This is a genomic window from Pusillimonas sp. DMV24BSW_D (assembly GCF_011388195.1).
Taxonomy (GTDB): Bacteria; Pseudomonadota; Gammaproteobacteria; order Burkholderiales; family Burkholderiaceae_B; genus Neopusillimonas; species Neopusillimonas aestuarii.
In genome coordinates this window covers 1,435,267-1,456,234 of sequence record NZ_CP049990.1, presented here as the reverse complement: position 1 = coordinate 1,456,234, position 20,968 = coordinate 1,435,267, and the positions used below count along the sequence as shown (strand labels likewise).

The following is a 20,968-nucleotide window of genomic DNA, read 5'->3' as shown; positions in this document are numbered from 1 at the left end:
CCCACAAACTGTGAATAACCCACTGGAAAACCCCATGACAACCGATAAAGACACTGATTCCACGCCGGGTTACGGGCAGCCGGTCAATAACTGTCCTGCCCCGAAAAGATTCGGATTAGGAACCAAGTTCTACAGCAACGGTATTTCGGTGCCGGAAATCGTCGAAAAGCCTGATGGCGACTATGTGCTGCTTGATGATTACGACCTGGTCGTTAAGCACAACCAATACCTTGAAGCGCTGATAGCAAAGCTACGTGGCGACAAGCAGAGTCCACAGGGGCCGAGCAGTCGTTTGCTTGGGGGTCGGTTATGAGCGAAAACTCAAAAATCGAATGGACGGATCACACCTTTAATCCGTGGGAGGGCTGCCAAAAGGTCGGCCCCGGGTGCGACCACTGCTATGCCGAGACGCGTAATGCCCGTTTCTCCGGTGGTCAACCTGTCAATTGGGGTCCCGGCGCAGCACGGCGCCGTACCAGCGCCGCCAATTGGAAAAAGCCATTGGCTTGGAACGCAAAGCATGCGGAATTCTTTGCTAAGCATGGACGCCGCCAGCGCGTTTTCTGTGCCAGCCTGGCCGATGTATTTGACAACCAAGTGTCGACGGCTTGGCGTGTCGACCTGCTAGACATCATTCGCGCGACGCCAAACCTGGACTGGCTTCTTCTCACCAAGCGAGTCGGCAACGTGCGCGGCATGATCGCGGAATCGCTTTCAGTGGCTCAGAACCACGGCACACGCGGGGCCCTTGCCAACTGGATCGGGTGCTGGCTGGACGGTGAACCGCCAGCAAACGTTTGGCTCGGCGCCACCATCGTCAACCAGGCAGAGGCCGACCGAGACATTCCCAAGCAGCTGGCCGTGCCGGCGCGTGTACGGTTCCTGTCCATGGAACCCTTGCTGGGGCCCGTCGATCTGACGCGGATTATGCGAAGCTCACCGGACAGTGGCTGGGCATACTGTGACAACGCGCTTTCCGGCTTTCGTGCGACGAAGTGTGGCGGCTCCGATGGTCCTGCGCTGGACTGGGTCATCGTCGGCGGTGAAAGTGGCCCCAGAGCCCGGCCCATGCACCCAGACTGGGCACGCTCCCTGCGCGATCAGTGCCAAGCGGCTGGCGTGCCATTTCTTTTCAAACAGTGGGGAGAGTTCGCCAACGCTTCTGCGGCGAGCCTTGACGACGAAGCCTTTGATGCAGCGCAGTCAGGCGGATGGGTTGAGACGAATGGAATCTACTCAGGCGGCGAAGCAGCAAATCCAGTTGCCAAAGATGCGCGACACGTATTTCGAGTCGGCAAAAAATTAGCGGGCCGGTTGCTCGACGGGCGCACCTGGGATCAATTTCCAGAAGGAGGTACAAGCTATGATCTGCATAACCGATGTGAACTGCAAAAAGCACTACCTGCACAAAGACGCCATTGCACGAGTCAATGAGGCTGGCCCTAACTGGCACCGTATCAGCGCCTACGTAAAGCTGTTTGATGGCGGGACGATTGAGGCTTGCGAGAGAGCAGCAGAAATACATGCTCAGATTGAACGGACACAGCCAGCCGAGCCCGCGAAGGCGCCAAGCTTCGATGATTGGTTTAAAGAGCGCAACAGCGGCTTGTCATTCGATGAAGCGCACATGGGCGACGGCGTATTAATTGACAAATCAATGAAAGAACTGTCACGACACATGCGCGACTACGTGACAGAACTGGTTAATGCAAAGCCCTAATGACCCGAATCACTGAAATACTGAAAGTAACCGCGAAAGCGTGGAAATTGGAGGTGCAGACATGTTCCTTACAGATGAACAGTTGGCCGACTTTACCGAAATCCGAACCGGCAAAGGTGGCAAAACACGAGAACAATTGCAATGCGAACACTTGCGCAAAATCGGAGTGCCATTTTATCCAAGCGCCAGGGGCAAGCCGATGGTAGTTGCTGAAGTCCTAACCGGGCGTAAAATCGAAAATCCGAAACCGAAGTGGCAGCCGAAGGTGTTACAAATGAGGTGACAATATGGGCCGAAAGCCATACAAAAATACCAACCTGCCCCCGCGCATGAGAGCCAGAAAGCAACGTAGCGGGAAAACCTACTACTACTATGAAATGGCAGGCAGAAAGGAAAAAGCCCTGGGCAGTGATTACATTCTGGCTTTGCAAGAATGGGCCAAATACGAACAATTAGAAAACGTGGTTAGCCCAACATTTAATGACGCCGCCGATCGTTATCTTGTTGAGGTCCTGCCGACCAAGTCCTTTCGCAGCCAGAAAGACACACCGAAAGAACTTGTGAATTTGCGCGAATTCTTTGGCGACGGTTTTTTAGATGAAATCGAGCCGGTACACATCAACCAGTTCTTGCAATGGCGAATTGCAAAAGCCAAGAAGTGGATGCAGGAAAATGGCCAGAAGATCACCAAAGAAACCGGACACGTTAGGGCGAACCGAGAGCGGGCGCTGTTTAGTATTATTTTTAATTACGCTCGATCAATTGGTTTGACGGCCGCAACAAACCCATGCCAGGGTGTTAAAGCCCTGAAGGAATCGGGCCGCGATGTGTACGTTGAGGACTCCATGTATCAGACCGCGTGGAAGGCTGCTGGAGAGCCGCTACGGGATGCCATGGATTTGGCATACCTGACCGGGCAAAGGCCAGCCGACACCGTGTCACTGACTGAGCACGACATTAAAGACGGGTATTTACACATCCGTCAGGGGAAGACTTCGGCCAAATTGAGAATCGCGGTTACCGGGGAACTGGAGGCAGTCATTCAGCGAGTCAGGGCCCGTCGCAGCCAATACAAGATCATCAGCACTTACTTGGTACTCAACCAGTACGGCAGGCCGGTTTCGCGTAGGACGGTAGCAGCCTGGCTCAGAGACGTCAGAAAAGAAACCGGGATTGACCCCGAGTCGTTCCAGTTTCGTGACCTTCGCGCCAAGGCCGGAACCGACAAAGAGGACACTCAAGGCATGTCCGCAGCCAAAGACCAATTAGGCCACACCAGTGAAAAAATGACCGCTCACTATGTGAGGCATAGGCTGGGTAAAAAGGTGGGCCCGACACGGTAGTTTTTGCTTCGCAATTCGAACGACACCCGCATAAACAGGGGCTTTCAAAATGGCTAAAAATGCTACTTTGCGAAGCAAAAAACAGCCGAAACCCGCATGGTTATTGAGGTTGATATTTGGATTGCAAATCCGTGTACCCCGGTTCGATTCCGAGTTGCGCCTCCAGTACTTATCCCCATCACCATCACTCACGCCAAGTGCTAACATGCTTGCATGGACAAACGCGTTCTTGAAGCAATGGCCCGCTGGCCAAGTGTACCCGACGTATATGGCTGGCTTTCCTTAACGGAAACCGGTAAGTGGCGCCTGCATCCAAAAGGCGATGCCACCCATGCCGACACGCCCGGCGAATCAATTACAAATGCGCAAATTATTGGTTTCATCAATCGTAACTACACACACTGCGATAACGGCCAATGGTATTTTCAGAATGGGCCGCAAAAAGTATATGTGCGTCTTGATGCCGCGCCCTACATTTTTCACACAAACGAAACCGGCGCTCTCACAACACACACCCAACAAGCAGTTCAGCATATTCAGGCCTGGTGGCTTGACGACGCCGGCAAACTTTACGCCCAGACAGAACACGGCCCCGGCCTGATCGCCGGCCGTGATACGCTGGCCGTACTGGAGCAACTGCATACCGCCGATGGTCAAAAACTCACCGACTGTCCCGACCGTATTCCTCAAGATACGTCAACCACATTATTGTTAAGTAGCGCTTTACAATCCGTCGCAGAGAATACGGTACCATTGCGATACTGTCCGGCGCCCTGGCTAGAGGCGCAACTTGGCTTTGTACGACTGCCGGCCTTAGGCTATGCTTAACTGAATCGCGCACTTCCAGCGTCCATAACAATTCAACGTTTTATGACTACTCAACCGTCCTCGTTCTATTTCCCCGCGCCGCGGTCACAAAAGTTCTGCAGCCAGTGCGCAACCGAAATCTCCTACATTACGCCACCAGATGACAATCGTTTACGCGCAGTGTGTCAAAGCTGCGGTGCGGTTCATTATCAGAACCCGCGCAATGTCGTGGGGGTGTTACCCATTTTCAATGACAAAATCCTACTGTGCCGTCGCGCCATTTCACCCCGATACAACAAATGGACGCTACCAGCCGGCTTCATGGAGCTAGGCGAAACAACGGCGCAAGGGGCAATGCGGGAAACTCAGGAAGAAGCGGGCGCACAAATTGAACTTGGCCCACTTTATACCGTTATCAATGTGCCTCATGCCGAACAGGTCCACTTCTTCTATTTGGCCAAAGTGTTGAGCCCTGAGCTGGCACCCGGGCCTGAAAGCCTGGAGGCAGATTTTTTCAGTCCGGAAACCATCCCTTGGGATGAACTGGCCTTTCGCACCGTTATAACAACGCTGGAACACTATCTGGATGATAAGAAAAACGGTGTTTTCGACTCACCCGACAAAAAGCCGCCGGTTCATCACTACGATGTTCCTCTTCCAATGCATGATTTTTAGCGCATGAATTGGTTATTGCATCTGCATTAAGTCATCGGGCTCCAACGTGTCGTCTATTCTTTGGATAAAACCCGACCAGCCCTTGCCCCACCCGGCAACCGCGCCGGCCGACGGTTTGCTGGCCGCCGGTTACGACTTAAGTATTCAGCGCCTCCATGAAGCATATTCAAAAGGGATTTTTCCCTGGTTCAGCGATGGCGACCCTGTTTTATGGTGGAGCCCTGACCCACGCATGGTTTTGCGTTGCTCCGACCTTAAAGTGTCGCGCTCATTGGAAAAAAAGCTCAAGCCAATACAGCAAACAGAACAGCAACCAAACGCGCCCTTTCGCATTACTGCAAATATGACCTTTGAAGCGGTCATGGATGCCTGCAGCCAGCCACGCGGCGGGCAACCCGGCACCTGGATATCACCCTGGATTAAGGATGTTTATACAGAGTGGCATCGTGCCGGCTTTGCCCATAGCATTGAAACCTGGCATGAAGGGAAGCTGGTGGGCGGTTTATATGGGGTAAGTATAGGGGGCTGCTTTTTTGGCGAATCGATGTTCACACGAGTCAGCGATGCCTCCAAACTTGCTTTGGTTTACCTGACCCGTTTTCTAAAGAACCACGGCGTTGAGCTAATCGATTGTCAACAAGAAACAACGCATCTGGCCAGCTTGGGCGCCAAGCCCGTTTCACGCGCCCACTTTCTGCACGCATTAGCCAAAACCCTCGAGCGCCCGGCGCCTCCCTGGCAGTCGGGCCAGCTTTTACAGCACGGGGTGTTTGCACAGGGAGCGACAAACCCGCCATAATATCCGTGCCGACATTTGTTTGCATATTATTTATGAGCGACCCCGCCGACCTTAAATGCCACAGCCTGCAGTTCTATGCAACGGCCTCTTACCCCTGTAGTTACTTATCGGGTCGCGAGGCGCGATCGCAGGTTGCAGCCCCGATGCATCTCATTACCAGCAATATGTACTCACGCCTGGTGGAACAGGGGTTTCGGCGCAGCGGCTTGTTTACTTACCGGCCGCATTGCGACAATTGCCATGCATGCAAGCCTATTCGTCTCGATGTCGCCGCGTTTTCGCCCAATCGCACTCAGAAACGAATTTGGAAACAACATCAAAACCTGCGTGCACGTACCCAGCCTCTTGCATTCAAGCCGGAACATTTTTCACTGTATCAGCGCTATATTCAGGCGCGCCACCATGACTCCGGACTGGATGACGACAGCGAGGCGCAGTACAACCAGTTTTTACTGACCAGCCGGGTGAACTCCTCACTTGTCGAGTTCCGCGAGCCGGTCGACGGGCAACTCATGATGATCTCGATCATCGACATCCTCGACAACGGCTTGTCGGCGGTTTACACCTTCTTTGAGCCCGCAGCGCAAGGCAGCCTGGGAACGTACGGCATTCTTTGGCAAATTGAACGCTGCCGCGCGCTTCAACTCCCTTGGCTTTATCTTGGATACTGGATTTCGGAAAGCCGTAAAATGGCATATAAATCCCAATTCCACCCCCATCAAATCTATGTCAATGGCCGGTGGGTTAACCCACACCAGTTAATCTGAATTTTCATGTCGTTTCTTTTCAATTCTTATGCGCTGGCGCGCCCGGCTCTGTTCTCGCTCGATGCCGAACAGGCCCATGAACTTACTCTGAACGCTTTACAGAAGGCTTACGACTGCAACCTGACACGCAGGCTAGTGGAAAATCGGCCGGCTTTGCCATCGACGCTAATGGGGTTGAAATTACGCAACCCTGTAGGTCTGGCCGCCGGGCTCGACAAAAACGGTGCCCACATTGACGCGTTGGGCAATCTTGGATTCGGTTTTATCGAAGTCGGAACCGTGACCCCAAAACCGCAAAGTGGCAACCCCAAGCCCAGATTATTCAGGCTACCCGAAGCCCATGCGCTGATTAATCGCCTGGGGTTTAATAACGACGGTCTTGACATATTCCTGAAAAATGTACAGAAAAGTCACTGGCGATCCGAGGGCGGCATATTAGGTTTGAATATTGGCAAGAACGCCACAACCCCTATCGAGAACGCAGTAGACGACTACCTGATTGGTTACCACGGCGTATACCCGCATGCCGATTACGTCACGGTGAATATCTCATCGCCCAACACCCAGAATTTACGCGCATTGCAAGAGGCAAGCGAACTTACCGACTTATTGTCGCAGTTGCAAACAGCCCGAAAGGAACTGGAAGACAAACACCAGAAGCGTGTTCCGCTCGTTGTGAAAATCGCACCCGATCTATCCGCGGAACAAGTCGACGCCATCGCGGCGGTTCTTCAACGCTATGGTGTAGATGGCGTCATTGCAACCAACACCACCTTAAGTCGTGATGACGTTACAGGTATGCCTCACGCAAATGAAACGGGCGGCCTGTCGGGGCCGCCCGTTCATGAGCTCTCTTTAGCCGTGATTGCCCGTTTGCGACGACAGCTAGGCAAAGAATTTGCCATTATTGGTGTCGGCGGCATACTGGGTTCCCAGCAAGCACGCGAGAAAATCGGGGCAGGTGCCAACGCTGTTCAGTTATACACCGGGCTTATCTACAATGGCCCGGCACTGATTACTGAATGCGTTCAAGCGTTGCGTGACCAAAACCTGGAAGGTTAACCACGCATCGCCGGCGGCAACCCGCTCATTACGACGCGCTACGAGCGCGACTTGTTGCTTTCTTGCCTGCTTCAGCAGCTTCAGTTGCCGCCTTCAAGCTGGCATTGGTTGCAGCGGTGATGTTCGACTGAGCGGCGTCGGACGCTTGCTTGGCTGCCTTGGTGGCAGTTTCATAAGCATTCGTTGCACTAACCACTGACGACTTCATTAGCGCAATGGCGCTTTCAGAACCGGTAGGGGCAGATTTTGCAAACTCCTCAATGGCGTCATGCAATTGCTGCTGGCTTTCATTAACCTGCTCTTCAGTGAGTTTGGTTAAGTCGGCCTGAACCGAAGTAAAAATGTCGTATACATGTTTGCTGTAAGCCACTGCCTTGTCGGCATTGGGTTGCATTGCATTGCTGGTGAAAGCAACTGCGTCCTGAGGGTCTTTCAATTCGATAGCCTGCTGCGATACACGGGCAACGTCATCGAAAGTTGCTTTCCAGACTTTAAGATTCAGATCAACCAGTTTTTCAAAGCCGCCGAAGATTGAACCCTGAGCAGCCAGGATCTTGTCGAGCGACGCTTTCTGGTTAGCATAAATAGATTGTGGAATTGCGCTCATGGTGTTTCCTTTAAAAGGTTAAATATTGCACTGCACAATTTAAATTTAACCTTAAAAAACAACCATGTCAATACTTTTTTGACGCGTTGCAATATGAATATGTTCGCTTAGGCATGCCACGCTTGCTCAAGACGCACCCCTTCGTAACCTAACGCCTCTGAAATTCGTCCAGCGGTTTCAATTAAGGCTGCGATCCACTCATCGTGCATACGCTCCGCAGGCGCCGAAATGGATAAACCGGCCTGCAAGTTACCCGCATCATCGTAAATACCGGCGGCAATGCATCGCACGCCCAACTCCAACTCTTCGTTATCACGGGCATAGCCGGATCGCCGGATACCAGCCAACTCCTGCTCAAGCAGCTCGGCATCGATGATGCTGTTAGGCGTGGCGCCCGCCAGGCCCGTACGCGCCACATAAGCCTTAACTTGCCGCACATCGCTAACCGAAAGAAATAATTTACCGGTCGAAGTTAAATGCAATGGTGCACGCCCGCCCACAGCGCGAACAACCTGCATGCCCGAACGCTCGTTCCAGGCGCGCTCGATATATAAAATTTCGTCGTTCTGCCGCACGGCCAGATTAACCGTTTGACCGGTAAGCTTATGCAACTCTCTCATGGGCTCAAGCGCCACCTGGCGTACATTCAAACGCCCTTTCACCAAAGCACCCAACTCCAGCAACCGCATCCCTAATTGATACAGTCCACTGTCCACTCGTTCAACATAACGGCCGGCCACGAGATCATTCAAAATTCGATGCGTTGTTGACGTATGTAACCCAGTTCGCGCCGCCAGGCTTTTCAGCGCGACGGGTTCCGCTTGGTGTGCCAAAACATCGAGCAGCAACATGGCTCGCTCTAAAACTTGAATGGAAATAGGTGAAGAATTGGCTGAAGCGCGCGATTCGGACATGATATGAGTTAACCAATGAAAATGATGCACTGCGACATTATCATATTATGAAATTATGCCGTCACTGTGCAAGTTTTTTCAAGCGTTGTACTCAAAACCTGCCTAAGGTGTCAGCGATCCACCCGCCTCTATAACGGCTTGCCGCAAATACGCAAGTGCTTCAGAGGCAGCTTGTGGCTCTCCTTTGACCCCTAAGTCGATATGCGAACGCCCGTCACCCATGCTGGGCAGGCTAAAGGCTTTTACACCAGGCCAACGACGCTCCAGCTCCTCCAAGGCGGGGGTAATTCGGGATTCCGGCAAGCTGTAAACCAGAAACGAATGCTCAACGCGCGGGGTTTGATGGTGCAATTGGCGATAACGATGGTCCAGTGTCCACTCCATCATCGGCCATGCCATAACCGGGAAACCGGGCATGAAAGTATGATTTGAAATGAAAAAACCCGGAATTTTGTTATACGGGTTCGGCACAATTTCCGACCCCACTGGAAATACCCCCATTTGCAGACGCTGTTTGTTTTCCGGCAAGCTCATATCGGCACTCCCGTTACCTTTGGCCGCCATTTCCGCGCAGCGCTCTGAAATCAGGCGCTCGGCCTCAGGGTGCAAGGCCAAATCAACCCCCAAGGCTTCAGCCGCCGATTGGCGCGTTTGGTCATCTGGGGTTGCGCCAATCCCGCCACAGCAAAAAACCACGTCGTCACTGGCAAAACTGCGCTTAAGCGTTTGCACAATAGTGGGACGATCGTCCGACACCAACTCAACACCGCCCAGTTGCAAACCACGCTGCCCCAACAATTCAATAAGCTTGGGCATATGTTTGTCTTGCCGCCGCCCCGAGAGAATTTCATCGCCGATGATAATCAGCCTTATTCTTGTTGTACTCATTACCCGCTTTAACCTCGTTCGTGTAAATAGTTAAACATCAACCACCGTTTCTTGTCGCATATTTTCAAGCGCGCTCAAGCTGAAATGCGCAAACACCAGCGCGGAATAAACCGGCAGCACAAGCCAAGCCGGTGGGAACAAATTAATAAGTGACATAATGCCGCCCAATATCCAGTATTCTCGACCATGCCGACGCCAAAGCAAACGACGCTCCTGAGGGCTGGCATGCTCCAGCACGGAGTCAACCCGCAACATACGGGTAAACGCAAAAGCCCACCAAAAAACAGGTAACAACACAGCAAATGGAGGAATCAACCACAAAGGCATGGTGAGCAACCAGCCAATCACAAACAACCCCCCCACCCACACAGCGTTCCAAACGCCCTGAACGGCAATGACACTGCCTTGCCGGCGTAAGCCCTGGTACTGACGCCGCTCCAAATGGCGAAGCACGATAGGCATGACGAAAATAGCGGCAATGGCCAGGCCCAGGATGCCGGACAACGGCAATAGAATGACTACAGCGAGTAACGGCACCATATACAGCTTGATGGAAAACAGACCAATAGCCAGCATCCATTCGTCAACTGTATTCACGACGCCCCATTGGGCCATCTCAGTATTCAACCACCCGGTTAGCGGCTCCCAAAAAGCCCAAATCAGAATAATTGCGCCCAAGAGCGCGATAATGAACGGCAGAAACAGGGCTAACAACATCTTCGGATGGAACTGAGATATCAGCGCCCGTTTCATCGCTTCGGTTACCGCGTTCATACCCCGATTTCCAGGCCCGTTCCGATTGACAACTACATCATTGCGATCATTCATGCATCAACCTTTTTCCTGACATTGGTCTATCATAATCAAAAGCCCATTCTTTTTGTGACCGCCAACCATTTCATCGCGTTTCATGTCTTTTTATCTACTCCCCAACGACCTTACCGCATTACAAACGGCATTTGCATCCGAACCGATACACAAAGGGGTTTCCGTTATTTGCTACTGCGCAGAATGGTGCGACACCTGCCGACAATATTTGAATGATTTTCGCGCCCTGGCTGCACAATGGCCCACCCACACTTTTATATGGGTGGACATCGAAGAAAATCCGGAGTTGCTTGATGAGGAAGACGTTGAAAACTTTCCCACCGTCCTGATTCAGGACGATAGCGGAAATCGTTTTTTCGGACCCTTATTGCCTCACATTGGGCATTTGGAAACGCTGCTGCGCAAAGCGCCCGAGCTACCTGTGTCGGAGTCGGGCCCAGGGCCGGTTGCCATGCTGGTGAATAACTAACGCCCACCCAACAAAACACCTACCGATTTGCGGGTATTTTTAGTATCGCTGGTATGGGTGGGTAAACGTGGCTTGGCTTCAACATTTGCGGCAACATACGGGCGCGAGAAAAAATCATCCACAGGTGCACGAGAACGGCTGCTATCACGATGGCGGCCACGGCTCTCGTATGCAGAAGAGGAAGAAGATCGACGCGCCGGCGTCGGCAAATCTAGGGTGCCACGCGGAATTTTCTTTTTAATCAGCTTTTCAATGTCAAGCAAAAAGCGCTCTTCATCAGGTGCAAAGAGTGCGATGGCCTCGCCCGAGGCTCCGGCACGCCCGGTACGCCCGATGCGATGCACGTAATCTTCCGCGTTGTAAGGTAAGTCGTAATTAATGACACAAGGCACACCTGCAACGTCGAGCCCACGCGCCGCGACATCTGTGGCCACCAAAACCTCAAGCTTACCCGCCTTGAACGCCTCAAGCGCCTTCATGCGCTCAAGCTGACTTTTGTCGCCATGGATGGATTCTGAACGAATACCGTCGAGATCAAGCTGGCGGGCCAAGCGGCTGGTACCGATTTTCGTATTGCAAAACACAATCACCTGATTCAGGCCGCGCGACTTCACAAGGTGCGTCACTGCCAACCGCTTATCGTTACCCCCCAGCGGATAGGCAATTTGAGTTACATTTTCCGCTGTCGCATTACGCGCTGCAACCTCAATTTCAACAGGATCTTTCAACCAACTGCGACCCAGCTTGCGAATCTCATTACTGAATGTGGCGGAAAACAATAGCGTTTGACGCTGCGCAGGCAACAGACGCACGATACGATCGAGATCGGGCAGAAAACCCATATCCAACATCCGATCCGCTTCATCGAGCACAAGAATGCCGACCTGACCGAGGTTCACGTTCTTTTGTTCTACATGGTCAAGCAACCGACCAGGCGTCGCAATTAACACCTCACAACCTCGACGCAATGCATCGCGCTGCGGGTTGATATCAACACCACCAAAAACGACTGCCGAACGCAATGGTGTTGAAGCACCGTATGTTGAAACGTTGTCGGCAACTTGATCGGCCAACTCCCGAGTGGGCGTTAAAACCAATGCGCGAACCGGGTGGCGCGCCGGCGATGCGCTGGAATTGGCAACCGACATAAGCCGGTGCAGAATAGGTAGTGTAAATGCAGCGGTTTTGCCTGTGCCGGTTTGGGCTGCACCCATTACATCGCGGCCTTGCATTACAACGGGAATGGCTTGCGCCTGAATCGGAGTGGGGGATGTGTATCCCGTTGCTGCTACCGCTTTAAGGATGTCGGCATGCAATCCGAGCTCGGAAAAAGTCTGGGGAGTAAGATCTGAAATAGTGGTATCTGCCATCGAAATCGGGTTATGCCGCACGGCAAATTAATGCGCCCATGCGGATTTAAAACACGACTATTTTAACGCAGGCGGACGTACAGGTCGAAATGCGACGTCGATACGCGGTCGAAAGTGTCGTTAAATATCCACGACTTAGCGTTATCGCACCCCTTTTCGCCCCACCTAGCCCAATAGCGCGCGTATTACCCAATACGCCACCATCCCACTTACCATCACCAACACCGCACTGCGAGTACGCAAATAAACGAGCACTGCAACCAACACCGCCAGCATTTTAAGGTCTACAAAGGCAGCCGCACCTTCCCCCCAAGGCAAAACCTCAGGCACTACAATGGCGATTAGCGCTGCCGGCGGCGCATAACGCAGCGCGCGTCGAATGCCGTCGGTTAAGGGCAGATAGTCGCCAAACAAAAAATATCCGGCTCGGGTAATCAAACTGCATAGCGTCAAAAATACAATGACGGCCAAAATGTAAGCGTCAGTCCCCGGTTCAAACATGACGCCCTCCTATAGCACGATCACGATGCTTTTCGGCCATAACACCCGCCACAATTCCACCTATAACGGCAGCGGCCAGCCCCAGCCGCAGCGGCAGTGGTTGCCCTACCCAGGCAATACAACCCGCCACCACCAACGCAACCGCCATGGGGATATTTTTCACCAGCGGAACGGTAATGGCCAGCAAGGCCAACGTGGCGGCAAACTCGAGCGACCACGACTGAGGAATGACCGCACCCAGATAAATGCCGGCAATAGAGGCAATCTGCCAGGAAATCCAGCCTGGAACGATCACCCCAAGATAAAAATAGAGTTGATCCCGGGTCCCCCGCTTTTTCGCATCACCGTAGCGCGTCATGAATAAGACAAAAACCATGTCGCTGGACCAATACCCTAACCCCAGGCGTTGCAGAAAAGGGTAACGGCGAAAATAAGGCTGCAATGCGGCACCGAAAATAACAAAACGAATATTTACTACGCAACCGGCCAAAAAAATCAGCCAGACCGGTGCACCAGCAACAATCAGCGGCAAAGCAGTGAGCTGGGCGGAACCCGCGTACACAAACAATGTCATCAAGGTCGCCATCACCTCGGACATGCCGCTTTTGATCATGGCGATGCCGGTCACAAAGCCCCATAAACTTGTTGCAACCATGGTAGGTGCAACCTGACGAAAACCTGTGTTGAAACTATGCCAGGCGCGTGCCCGCTTCAAGGACACCGAATGGCTGGACGGCAAGGACAAGGCAAAACCCCGTTATAAAATATGTCAGCATGCTGACAGTTGATGCTAAAACGATAAATGATATCCGACTCAACCAAGTTTGTTGAGTCATTCTGCGTGAATGCCCGCAATTGGTACAATGCCGCCATTCGGTATTCTTCTATTCAGGAACCTTCATGAATCGCGCAGAAGACAAATCTGTTCCCCATGGTGACGTCATCGAGGTCGATGCCTCCGACCTGCCGGTATATTGCCCCGGGCCCAAAGCGCCGCTTTGGTCAATGCACCCCCGGGTTTATATCGAAGTGGCCAAATCCGGCCAGGGCGTTTGTCCTTATTGCAGCGCAACTTACCAGCTCAAACCAGGCCAGACAGTGCACGGCCATTAACCTGGCTCCCCCCTCAAGTTTTAATTTCAAGGGCTTTACGCACTCAGTGAACGCTCAATTCGATCCTTCCGTCTGTCCCACACCCTGGTGGTTACCGAATGGACATATGCAAACGATTTGGGGCGCTGCAGGCGCCCGCTTTCATCGGGTTGCATTTATACGCGAACGTGTCACCACACCCGACGGCGATTTTGTCGACTTCGATTGGACTGCACCGGGATTGTTCGCCGATCGTTCCGCCGATAACCGCAAAGTTGAACCCGATCCCGCTTTGGCACATACAGCCGCCCGACGCTGGCTGGAACCACCCGACCGGCAAGCTCTCAACCATGCCCACGATATCCCGGCTTTGGTCCTGTTTCACGGCTTGGAGGGCAGCAGCCAAAGCCGTTACGCGCAATCTATTGCGCACTATTTTCGGGCACGCGGCTGGATTGTTGTTGTCGCGCATTTCCGCGGATGCTCAGGCTTTCCAAACCGAATGGCCCGAGCATACTACTCGGGTGACACCGATGAAATCGGCTTCATTTTGGCGCAACTCAAAGCCAAAGCTCCCAACGCCAAATGGCACGCCGCCGGGGTTTCGTTAGGCGGCAATGCACTGGTTAAATACTTGGGTGAAAATGCGGAAGATACACATTGGCTGCATGCCTGTGCGGCTATTTCAGTACCACTCGATCTGGTGGCGGCAGGAGAGGCTTTATCGCGCACACCGGCTGGTCGTCAGGTGTATTCGCGCTATTTTCTGAAAAGCATGATCACCAAAATTCGCGAAAAAGCACAGCGTTTTCCCGGCATCACGGATACTTTCAAGCTAGGACAAGTTAAAACCATACGTGATTTTGACGACTTATACACAGCGCCCATGCATGGCTATAAGAATGCACTTGACTATTGGACTCGCGCCTCGGCCAAACCCGTGCTCAAGTCAGTCAGCAGGCCCACGCTCATCTTAAACGCCCGCAACGATCCGTTTATACCCGAGGCATCTTTACCTGGAACGAGCGAATGCTCGGATGCCATTTTGTTGCACCAACCGGCGCAAGGTGGGCACGTGGGTTTTATTACCGGTGGCTTTCCCGGCAACCTGAACTGGCTGCCTAACCGAATGGCCAACTATTTCGAACGCCTTATCTGAACTGTTCAAGTAACTCACGATTGGTTCTCACCCGGTCCTGAAGTTCCCGAATACGCACATCAAGTTCTGATTGCTCGTAGAAATCATTGGAAAGTCCCCTTGCCTGCTGAAGCTGTTCTACCGCAGCCGCCAAAGCACCCATTTTTTCGTAATAATCAGCCATGGCCCGACGCGCCTTAACCGGTTGACCAAGACGTTCAAAGGCTTGCGCCTGCAGTTGATAAAACCGCGGCTCTTCAGGCCAGCGCTCAATTAAATTGTCCAGCTGTTTTAACGCAGCGGACGTTTCATTGTTCTTCAATAATGCCTCAACGGCGGCCAAGCCTACTCCCTGGTTCTCGGGCCAACGCGCCAGAGCCCGATCAGCAATTTGACGTGCTTGTTCAACTTGATTCCGGGCCATCGCCAAATCAATTTCCAGGCTGGCCATGGGCGGCGACTGAACCCCTTGAGCTCCGGCTTGGCGCAAGGCCTGCGCAACCTCGTCATATGCCTTGCGTTCCCACGCCAGATACGCCAGCCCATACCACGCCGCAGCACGCCTGACCCCTTCATATTGGGACGCTTCTTGCCGCAACACAGACTCGGCATTGCGTGCGGAGCCAGAGTCGCGCGCTTGAAGAACGCGCAGCTTGGACCGAACAAACCAGAAGGCGTCACTATCTTGATGCCGCCCTGCCGACATTCCCCTTGCACGGTTTTCAATATCGGACATACGCTGAATGGAAAGCGGATGAGTACTTGCGTAAGCACCGCCACCCTCACCTCGATTCAGCCGTGCGGCGTTCTCGAGCTTGGAAAACATCTGCACCATTCCCGCCGGATCAAACCCTGCCTTGGTGAGCATCTCAAAGCCGGCCCGATCCGCCTCTTGTTCAGCCTGACGCGAGAAACCAAGTTGTTGATCAACCGCCGCCGCCTGGCCGAATGCCGCAACACCCATGGCCAGATCACCACTACCCGCCAAAGCTGCAAGCAACGCGCCGGCAATTGACGCCAATGCAATATTTCGTGACTTCGTGCTTTGTGTCATGCCGCGGGCAACATGGCGTTGATAGACGTGCGCGATTTCGTGCGCAACAACCGAAGCCAACTGTGACTCGTTATCGGCCGCCACGATGAGACCACTATTAATACCAACGTAGCCCCCCGGCAGCGCGAACGCATTAATTGAAGGGTCGCGAACGCCAAAGACGGTGACATCTGCGCCCGATGAAGCCTGGCTTAAACGACGCCCCAGGCCCAACAAATATTGAGAGACATCGGCATCGTTAATGTAAGAAGGGAAACGACGCCCTTGTTCCATAATGGCGTCGCCCAGGGTTTGCTCTAACGCGGGAGAAAGGTCGGCCGAGGAGGCTGCACCCATGCTTGGCAACCCCACAGGTTGGGCCTGCAAACCATTCACTCCCGCAGCACACACCAGAAAAGCCGTGCACAGCCAGCGCTTTAACCTCATGCCGCCCCCGATGCCTTAGCCGGTATAGCGCGCGGACGCGGTGTCTTCAACCGCTTTTTGGCGGACAAACGCATTAGCGTACCCAATGCAAACAATAAACCGAATACCTCGACAAACCCCGCCAGAATCCACATTGTAAGACCGCCGATACCTTGGTCGGTCACGGCGGACATGCCTGGAATAGCCCGACCGCAGAGGTCGAAAATTGGGTAAAGGTCATATTCGGTGAAGGTAATGATGGCTCCCACCACCATTTGCGGCACCATGGTAATAACCGGGGAAATAATTCGCCCGCCCGGCGACATAACCGCAGGAGGGCTTGGCCGACGATCGAGAATCAAATTCCAATACAAAAAGCCGCTAATAACCACTGACCAGTTCATCAGGCGATACAAGCGCCAATCGAGCATGGAATAAAACTGGACAGTGGGAATCAGCCAGACCACAACGAGAAACACGAACATGAACGGCACAAGGATTTTGTGCGTTAACAACCAAACCCAGAAGCGCCCAAACGGTGTTTGCAAAAACCGACGTAACCAAGCCCGTAGCGACAAAGGCAAGCCGGCACGCAGCACCTGCCCCGGGTACGCCCCCATGATAAGCAGCGGGCCAAGATGATGAAGCACAAGATGCTGCAGCCGATGTGCAAAGAACAAGCGCTCGGCGTAATAATCAACGCGGGTATGAAGCGACAGGTAAAGAAACACCAGGCCCACCCAGAACAGCGCCTGACGCGCTGCCGAAACCCGATGCACACGTGTGCCACGAACAAACAAAACAATGCCCACGAAAAACATGAGCAATAAGGCCGGGGAGAACTCCCACGGCGTCAACCAACCGAGGACATCCATGACACAGATTCTGTGAAAGACAACCGGCTTAGTTTAAAACAATATGCCGATGATCGCCCCAGCGTACATCGCGCACACCTTCCAGTTTTTTCAATTGGCGCGCCTGATTCATCAGTGCCGGCTTCAAGTCATCGGGGCAAGAAACCGTGACACACGCTGTGACCAGCGCCGGATCGGGTGCGCGGTCGACCTGCATTGAACCAACGCTCAGCCCCGCCACACCGAAGTCGCGATAAAGTGTTTTACGAATTTGCCCCATGTTTGCGCGGGAACAAACCAGCGTTAAACGCGACACGGCCGGCTTTTTGACAATACCAGCCGGCATGGTTTGTACACCGGCACGACGCAAAAAAAGATTGAATAAACGCATAACACAACTCCTCCGCGTGCCATTTTGACGAAAATAAGCACAGCGTGATGACCCGCGCACTGACTGCGCAGAATCTATTCATATTCAAAGTGGAGTCGGTTGTTCGGAAGAATTCCGAAAAATTGACTGCCACACCCTTGTTTGTGTCACCGGGCGTGGCATGGCTTACTGCCGAAATCGCCCTAGTGACTTGTTCGGTCGATAGATAATCGACAACTGTCGTCGCTTGAGTCGGTATTCACCGCAGAAAGCTCCTGTATAACCAAAGAAGCAAAATTATAGCCTGTAGAAGCTTGTTCGACAAGGGGCCAGGCTATTTTTCAGTAAGTATAGCCATCCAGCCAACCCAACTGTTCATAAACATGAATCACGGTCATTGCGAGACCGAACATAACGACTGTTGCGCCAAATAACGTGGTGAGAATAGCGATTACAACCGGCCCCCAGCCGGTTTTAGTAACCGGCACACCATTGTTATAGCGCTGATCGAACCAACTGTCGGGCTTAAGACAGAAGATGAGTGCCTCAATATAACCGGCTGCGGCCGGAATGAACAAAAGCAAAAAAGCGGGTGTGTCCCACCAAACCGGGCGGCTAAGCGCAAACGCCAACAGGCCGGCGGTTACCAGCGTAAACAACCACGCACCACGACGATGCAGATACCACCAATGTGCTCCAAACACGCCCAGCACAGCCGCCAGCAGGGATACAATAACTTTACTTCGATGTGTAGACATTGCTTAAACTCATAACCGAATAGCCGAATTGTATTCAAGCTCGGCCCAATTATGTCTGACCCCGACTACGATATTGTGATCACGGGCGCCGGCCCGGTTGGTAGCGCGCTTGCCTTAATGCTTGCGCGCTACGCCCCACAGCCCGAACGGATTGCGCTGGTTGGCGCGTCATTCGCGCGCCCGGGCACGTCACCCGATCACGCGCCCGACCCGCGCTCAATTGCCGTCAACCATGGCAGTATTGAGCTGCTACGTAAACTGCATGCCTGGCCGTCAAATTACCGGCCCATTGAAACGGTTCATGTTTCGCAACAAGGCCGGCTGGGCCGAACCCTGATTCAACATGCCGACCTTAATGTTCCGGAACTTGGGGGCGTGATCAGCTACACTGACCTGTTAACCGAATTACACCACGCACTGAGCAACAGCGGTATTACTTGCATTGAACTGAACAAAGCCGAACTGCAATTCAATGCGCTGCCTGAAGTCGTGAACGATGCCGACAGAATTCAAGCTTATATCGGTGTGCAATCTGACGGCATTCGCCCAAAAGGGCTCGAGAAACAATACGATCAATGTGCAGTATTAACTGTGGTTACGGCAAGCGAACACCGCCCGGGTTGGGCATTCGAACGGTTTACGCAGCAGGGCCCGCTGGCACTGCTGCCCCACCCCTCCGGCTCAAACCACTATGGAGTGGTGTGGTGCTGCCAACCCGACACCGCCGCACAGCTGCGTCAGGCGCCTGAGCCCGATTTCAATACACAACTTCAACGTATTTTCGGCCAGCGGTTGGGCACCTTATCAGTGCTTGGCGAGCGCGCTGTTTACCCATTGTCTCTTCATGCAGGCCCCACACGCATCAGCCGGCGAGGTATTGCAATCGGTAATGCCGCTCAAACAGTGCATCCGGTTGCAGGCCAGGGGCTTAATCTGGGTTTGCGGGACGCAGCGCAGCTTGCACACACTTTGCGTTTTTGGCTCACTCAACCAAGCCAGGATCCCGGCCCAATGCTGGAACACTACACACAGCTGCGCAAACCCGACCGTTGGCTCACCACAGGCATTACCGACTTCCTGCCGCGCATATTCGCAACCAAACAGCCTCTTGTAGAACATGCGGCAGGGCTGGCCTTATTCGGTATGGACCTCAGTTTTGGAGCGCGTATGCCGCTTGCTCATCATCTGTTACAAGGCCTGCGTCGGTAACCGAATTTATTTCCCTCTCCCCACCCTGGTCAGGGAACGTTAAAATGCCCCCATGCAAATCGGCCCCTGGACCCTCCCCAATCATGTATTTGTTGCGCCTATGGCAGGTGTAACCGATCGCCCCTATCGGCAACTGTGCAAGCGGTTGGGTGCGGGCTATGCCGTCTCTGAAATGGCAGCCAGTAATCCTCGCTTATGGAACAGCGTCAAAACATCACGTCGCCTGAACCACGACGGGGAAATCGACCCCATCGCAGTGCAAATTGCGGGAGCCGACCCTGAAATGATGGCGGAAGCCGCTGTTTTCAATATTCGCAAAGGCGCCCAAATTATTGATATCAATATGGGCTGCCCGGTTAAGAAAGTGTGTAATGTCGCCTCCGGCTCCGCTTTGCTGCGTCACGAAGACCTCATTGCCCGCATTCTTGAAAGCGTCGTTAGCGCGTGTCGACCATTCGGCATCCCCGTCACGCTCAAAACCCGCACCGGATGGGATCACCACTCGCGCAATGCACTTCGCATCGGCAAATTGGCGGAAAACACGGGCATCTCCGCCCTTACATTACATGGGCGCACGCGCGCCGACTTATACAACGGGCATGCGGAATACGACACCATCAAAGAAGTCAAAAGCCACTTGCAGATCCCCGTTATCGCCAACGGCGATATCGACAGTCCGGAAAAAGCCCGTTTTGTTCTCAATTACACGGGGGCCGATGCCATTATGATCGGCCGCGCAGCCCAAGGCCGCCCCTGGATTTTCCGGGAAATCGATCATTTTCTGGCAACCGGCACTTACCTGCCTCCCCCTACCTTCGGGGAATTACGCGATTGCCTGCTCGAACACCTTGAAGATCACTATCGTTTCTACGGCGAGTACACTGGTGTAAGATCGGCACGCAAACACGTTGGATGGTATCTGGGCAAACTTCCCCTTAGCGCGCCCTTAATTCAACGCATCAATCAAAGCGACCAAAGTCAAGAACAACTCGCCGCCCTGGCAGCCTGGTTCGACCAGTTCGCACCCGAACAATATTTAACAACACCATCACAGGCGCTGGCCGCCTGAACTCACAACAGCGAAAAGAATGAACTATCCCAACCCCATTGAACAGTGTGTACGCGAGCATCTGGAACGTTATTTCGCCGACCTGGGAGACACTGAGCCACACGATATTCTGGCCATGGTGGTCAATTGCGTTGAAAAACCGGTTTTGCAAATCGCGCTTGAAAAAACGCACGGCAACCAGTCAAAAGCGGCCGCCATGCTGGGTATTACGCGCAGCACCCTGCGCAAAAAACTCAGCACGCACGATTTGCAACCTTGAACCCATCTAC

General features: G+C 53.3%; 27 protein-coding genes. 16 read left to right on the top strand and 11 right to left on the bottom strand.

What is annotated here, in order from left to right:
• The first annotated feature begins 34 nt into the window (after positions 1–34).
• The 10 genes from G9Q38_RS07060 (at position 35) to G9Q38_RS07015 (ending at position 7,173) form a co-directional block, all read left to right on the top strand.
• A complete protein-coding gene (locus G9Q38_RS07060) occupies positions 35–313 on the top strand; it encodes a hypothetical protein (protein ID WP_166129329.1) in 279 nt (92 codons plus the stop codon).
• Positions 310–1,434, top strand: a complete 1,125-nt coding sequence (locus tag G9Q38_RS07055; RefSeq protein ID WP_166129326.1) for a phage Gp37/Gp68 family protein — start codon at positions 310–312, stop codon at positions 1,432–1,434. The genes G9Q38_RS07060 and G9Q38_RS07055 overlap by 4 nt, the downstream gene beginning before the upstream one ends.
• The gene (locus G9Q38_RS07050) at positions 1,364–1,720 is read left to right on the top strand and encodes a hypothetical protein (RefSeq protein WP_166126482.1); all 357 of its coding nucleotides are present in this window, start codon (positions 1,364–1,366) and stop codon (positions 1,718–1,720) included. The genes G9Q38_RS07055 and G9Q38_RS07050 overlap by 71 nt, the downstream gene beginning before the upstream one ends.
• A gap of 61 nt (positions 1,721–1,781) precedes the next feature.
• On the top strand, positions 1,782–2,003 hold the full coding sequence (locus G9Q38_RS07045) for a DUF4224 domain-containing protein (RefSeq protein WP_119515221.1): 222 nt from the start codon (positions 1,782–1,784) through the stop codon (positions 2,001–2,003).
• A 4-nt stretch (positions 2,004–2,007) separates the two neighbouring features.
• Positions 2,008–3,063 (top strand): tyrosine-type recombinase/integrase, encoded by a 1,056-nt coding sequence (locus G9Q38_RS07040; RefSeq protein WP_166129324.1) that lies wholly within the window; start codon positions 2,008–2,010, stop codon positions 3,061–3,063.
• A 213-nt stretch (positions 3,064–3,276) separates the two neighbouring features.
• Positions 3,277–3,891 (top strand): DUF2946 family protein, encoded by a 615-nt coding sequence (locus tag G9Q38_RS07035; protein ID WP_166129321.1) that lies wholly within the window; start codon positions 3,277–3,279, stop codon positions 3,889–3,891.
• Between the two features lie 42 nt (positions 3,892–3,933).
• The gene (locus G9Q38_RS07030) at positions 3,934–4,545 is read left to right on the top strand and encodes an NUDIX hydrolase (protein ID WP_166129319.1); all 612 of its coding nucleotides are present in this window, start codon (positions 3,934–3,936) and stop codon (positions 4,543–4,545) included.
• Positions 4,546–4,591: 46 nt separating this feature from the next.
• On the top strand, positions 4,592–5,344 hold the full coding sequence (gene aat / locus G9Q38_RS07025) for a leucyl/phenylalanyl-tRNA--protein transferase (protein WP_166129316.1): 753 nt from the start codon (positions 4,592–4,594) through the stop codon (positions 5,342–5,344).
• Between the two features lie 32 nt (positions 5,345–5,376).
• On the top strand, positions 5,377–6,111 hold the full coding sequence (locus G9Q38_RS07020; protein WP_166129313.1) for an arginyltransferase: 735 nt from the start codon (positions 5,377–5,379) through the stop codon (positions 6,109–6,111).
• Positions 6,112–6,117: 6 nt separating this feature from the next.
• Positions 6,118–7,173 carry a quinone-dependent dihydroorotate dehydrogenase gene (locus tag G9Q38_RS07015; RefSeq protein ID WP_166129310.1) on the top strand — a complete coding sequence of 352 codons (1,056 nt, stop codon included), beginning with the start codon at positions 6,118–6,120 and terminating at the stop codon, positions 7,171–7,173.
• A gap of 28 nt (positions 7,174–7,201) precedes the next feature.
• On the opposite strand, the gene phaP is transcribed toward G9Q38_RS07015, so the two are convergent.
• The 4 genes from phaP to G9Q38_RS06995 form a co-directional block, all read right to left on the bottom strand.
• A complete protein-coding gene (phaP, locus tag G9Q38_RS07010; RefSeq protein ID WP_166129308.1) occupies positions 7,202–7,780 on the bottom strand; it encodes a TIGR01841 family phasin in 579 nt (192 codons plus the stop codon).
• 107 nt (positions 7,781–7,887) lie between these two features.
• Entirely contained in the window at positions 7,888–8,694 is an 807-nt protein-coding gene (locus G9Q38_RS07005; protein ID WP_166129305.1) for an IclR family transcriptional regulator, read from the bottom strand.
• A gap of 102 nt (positions 8,695–8,796) precedes the next feature.
• Positions 8,797–9,582, bottom strand: a complete 786-nt coding sequence (locus G9Q38_RS07000; RefSeq protein ID WP_166129302.1) for a competence/damage-inducible protein A — start codon at positions 9,580–9,582, stop codon at positions 8,797–8,799.
• A 30-nt stretch (positions 9,583–9,612) separates the two neighbouring features.
• A complete protein-coding gene (locus G9Q38_RS06995; protein WP_228276222.1) occupies positions 9,613–10,356 on the bottom strand; it encodes an EI24 domain-containing protein in 744 nt (247 codons plus the stop codon).
• Between the two features lie 136 nt (positions 10,357–10,492).
• Here G9Q38_RS06995 and G9Q38_RS06990 point away from each other — a divergent pair, with 136 nt between their 5' ends.
• Positions 10,493–10,879 carry a thioredoxin family protein gene (locus G9Q38_RS06990; RefSeq protein WP_166129297.1) on the top strand — a complete coding sequence of 129 codons (387 nt, stop codon included), beginning with the start codon at positions 10,493–10,495 and terminating at the stop codon, positions 10,877–10,879.
• Here the strand turns inward: G9Q38_RS06990 and G9Q38_RS06985 are convergent.
• The 3 genes from G9Q38_RS06985 to G9Q38_RS06975 all read right to left on the bottom strand — a co-directional run bounded on the left by G9Q38_RS06985 (position 10,876) and on the right by G9Q38_RS06975 (position 13,405).
• On the bottom strand, positions 10,876–12,249 hold the full coding sequence (locus G9Q38_RS06985) for a DEAD/DEAH box helicase (RefSeq protein ID WP_205962341.1): 1,374 nt from the start codon (positions 12,247–12,249) through the stop codon (positions 10,876–10,878). The genes G9Q38_RS06990 and G9Q38_RS06985 overlap by 4 nt on opposite strands.
• A 165-nt stretch (positions 12,250–12,414) precedes the next feature.
• Positions 12,415–12,750 (bottom strand): AzlD domain-containing protein, encoded by a 336-nt coding sequence (locus G9Q38_RS06980; RefSeq protein ID WP_114420014.1) that lies wholly within the window; start codon positions 12,748–12,750, stop codon positions 12,415–12,417.
• Positions 12,743–13,405, bottom strand: a complete 663-nt coding sequence (locus tag G9Q38_RS06975) for an AzlC family ABC transporter permease (protein WP_166132339.1) — start codon at positions 13,403–13,405, stop codon at positions 12,743–12,745. The genes G9Q38_RS06980 and G9Q38_RS06975 overlap by 8 nt, the downstream gene beginning before the upstream one ends.
• Positions 13,406–13,650: 245 nt before the next feature.
• Between G9Q38_RS06975 and G9Q38_RS06970 the strand changes: the two genes are divergently transcribed.
• Both G9Q38_RS06970 and G9Q38_RS06965 read left to right on the top strand, forming a co-directional pair.
• Positions 13,651–13,863 carry a zinc-finger domain-containing protein gene (locus G9Q38_RS06970; protein ID WP_114420018.1) on the top strand — a complete coding sequence of 71 codons (213 nt, stop codon included), beginning with the start codon at positions 13,651–13,653 and terminating at the stop codon, positions 13,861–13,863.
• A gap of 106 nt (positions 13,864–13,969) precedes the next feature.
• Entirely contained in the window at positions 13,970–15,001 is a 1,032-nt protein-coding gene (locus G9Q38_RS06965; protein ID WP_166129295.1) for a YheT family hydrolase, read from the top strand.
• Here the strand turns inward: G9Q38_RS06965 and G9Q38_RS06960 are convergent.
• The 4 genes from G9Q38_RS06960 to G9Q38_RS06945 all read right to left on the bottom strand — a co-directional run bounded on the left by G9Q38_RS06960 (position 14,994) and on the right by G9Q38_RS06945 (position 18,421).
• On the bottom strand, positions 14,994–16,460 hold the full coding sequence (locus G9Q38_RS06960) for a M48 family metalloprotease (protein ID WP_228276212.1): 1,467 nt from the start codon (positions 16,458–16,460) through the stop codon (positions 14,994–14,996). The genes G9Q38_RS06965 and G9Q38_RS06960 overlap by 8 nt on opposite strands.
• Positions 16,457–17,323 (bottom strand): cytochrome c oxidase assembly protein, encoded by an 867-nt coding sequence (locus tag G9Q38_RS06955; protein ID WP_228276221.1) that lies wholly within the window; start codon positions 17,321–17,323, stop codon positions 16,457–16,459. The genes G9Q38_RS06960 and G9Q38_RS06955 overlap by 4 nt, the downstream gene beginning before the upstream one ends.
• A gap of 19 nt (positions 17,324–17,342) precedes the next feature.
• A complete protein-coding gene (locus G9Q38_RS06950) occupies positions 17,343–17,684 on the bottom strand; it encodes a hypothetical protein (RefSeq protein WP_119515234.1) in 342 nt (113 codons plus the stop codon).
• A gap of 320 nt (positions 17,685–18,004) precedes the next feature.
• Positions 18,005–18,421: an NINE protein gene (locus G9Q38_RS06945; RefSeq protein ID WP_166129289.1), complete on the bottom strand. Its 417-nt coding sequence runs from the start codon at positions 18,419–18,421 to the stop codon at positions 18,005–18,007.
• Between the two features lie 51 nt (positions 18,422–18,472).
• On the opposite strand from G9Q38_RS06945, the gene G9Q38_RS06940 reads away from it, so the two are divergent.
• The 3 genes from G9Q38_RS06940 to G9Q38_RS06930 are packed head-to-tail and all read left to right on the top strand — an operon-like array spanning position 18,473 to position 20,958.
• Positions 18,473–19,630: an FAD-dependent monooxygenase gene (locus G9Q38_RS06940; RefSeq protein WP_166129286.1), complete on the top strand. Its 1,158-nt coding sequence runs from the start codon at positions 18,473–18,475 to the stop codon at positions 19,628–19,630.
• A 52-nt stretch (positions 19,631–19,682) separates the two neighbouring features.
• On the top strand, positions 19,683–20,699 hold the full coding sequence (gene dusB, locus G9Q38_RS06935; protein ID WP_166129284.1) for a tRNA dihydrouridine synthase DusB: 1,017 nt from the start codon (positions 19,683–19,685) through the stop codon (positions 20,697–20,699).
• Between the two features lie 19 nt (positions 20,700–20,718).
• Positions 20,719–20,958: a helix-turn-helix domain-containing protein gene (locus tag G9Q38_RS06930; protein WP_166129281.1), complete on the top strand. Its 240-nt coding sequence runs from the start codon at positions 20,719–20,721 to the stop codon at positions 20,956–20,958.
• Positions 20,959–20,968: the final 10 nt, after the last annotated feature.

Coding starts and splice junctions, on each gene's coding strand:
- G9Q38_RS06930 (WP_166129281.1), top strand. CDS start 20,719: ATGAACTATCCCAACCCCATTGAACAGTGTGTACGCGAGCATCTGGAA.
- dusB (WP_166129284.1), top strand. CDS start 19,683: ATGCAAATCGGCCCCTGGACCCTCCCCAATCATGTATTTGTTGCGCCT.
- G9Q38_RS07005 (WP_166129305.1), bottom strand. CDS start 8,694: ATGTCCGAATCGCGCGCTTCAGCCAATTCTTCACCTATTTCCATTCAA.
- G9Q38_RS06995 (WP_228276222.1), bottom strand. CDS start 10,356: ATGAACGCGGTAACCGAAGCGATGAAACGGGCGCTGATATCTCAGTTC.
- G9Q38_RS07045 (WP_119515221.1), top strand. CDS start 1,782: ATGTTCCTTACAGATGAACAGTTGGCCGACTTTACCGAAATCCGAACC.
- G9Q38_RS06985 (WP_205962341.1), bottom strand. CDS start 12,249: ATGGCAGATACCACTATTTCAGATCTTACTCCCCAGACTTTTTCCGAG.
- G9Q38_RS07015 (WP_166129310.1), top strand. CDS start 6,118: ATGTCGTTTCTTTTCAATTCTTATGCGCTGGCGCGCCCGGCTCTGTTC.
- G9Q38_RS06940 (WP_166129286.1), top strand. CDS start 18,473: ATGTCTGACCCCGACTACGATATTGTGATCACGGGCGCCGGCCCGGTT.
- G9Q38_RS07020 (WP_166129313.1), top strand. CDS start 5,377: ATGAGCGACCCCGCCGACCTTAAATGCCACAGCCTGCAGTTCTATGCA.
- G9Q38_RS06960 (WP_228276212.1), bottom strand. CDS start 16,460: ATGAGGTTAAAGCGCTGGCTGTGCACGGCTTTTCTGGTGTGTGCTGCG.
- G9Q38_RS06965 (WP_166129295.1), top strand. CDS start 13,970: ATGCAAACGATTTGGGGCGCTGCAGGCGCCCGCTTTCATCGGGTTGCA.
- G9Q38_RS06975 (WP_166132339.1), bottom strand. CDS start 13,405: ATGGTTGCAACAAGTTTATGGGGCTTTGTGACCGGCATCGCCATGATC.
- G9Q38_RS06945 (WP_166129289.1), bottom strand. CDS start 18,421: ATGTCTACACATCGAAGTAAAGTTATTGTATCCCTGCTGGCGGCTGTG.
- G9Q38_RS06980 (WP_114420014.1), bottom strand. CDS start 12,750: ATGTTTGAACCGGGGACTGACGCTTACATTTTGGCCGTCATTGTATTT.
- G9Q38_RS06990 (WP_166129297.1), top strand. CDS start 10,493: ATGTCTTTTTATCTACTCCCCAACGACCTTACCGCATTACAAACGGCA.
- G9Q38_RS07050 (WP_166126482.1), top strand. CDS start 1,364: ATGATCTGCATAACCGATGTGAACTGCAAAAAGCACTACCTGCACAAA.
- G9Q38_RS07040 (WP_166129324.1), top strand. CDS start 2,008: ATGGGCCGAAAGCCATACAAAAATACCAACCTGCCCCCGCGCATGAGA.
- G9Q38_RS06970 (WP_114420018.1), top strand. CDS start 13,651: ATGAATCGCGCAGAAGACAAATCTGTTCCCCATGGTGACGTCATCGAG.
- G9Q38_RS07055 (WP_166129326.1), top strand. CDS start 310: ATGAGCGAAAACTCAAAAATCGAATGGACGGATCACACCTTTAATCCG.
- G9Q38_RS07035 (WP_166129321.1), top strand. CDS start 3,277: ATGGACAAACGCGTTCTTGAAGCAATGGCCCGCTGGCCAAGTGTACCC.
- G9Q38_RS07030 (WP_166129319.1), top strand. CDS start 3,934: ATGACTACTCAACCGTCCTCGTTCTATTTCCCCGCGCCGCGGTCACAA.
- G9Q38_RS06950 (WP_119515234.1), bottom strand. CDS start 17,684: ATGCGTTTATTCAATCTTTTTTTGCGTCGTGCCGGTGTACAAACCATG.
- G9Q38_RS07000 (WP_166129302.1), bottom strand. CDS start 9,582: ATGAGTACAACAAGAATAAGGCTGATTATCATCGGCGATGAAATTCTC.
- G9Q38_RS07060 (WP_166129329.1), top strand. CDS start 35: ATGACAACCGATAAAGACACTGATTCCACGCCGGGTTACGGGCAGCCG.
- phaP (WP_166129308.1), bottom strand. CDS start 7,780: ATGAGCGCAATTCCACAATCTATTTATGCTAACCAGAAAGCGTCGCTC.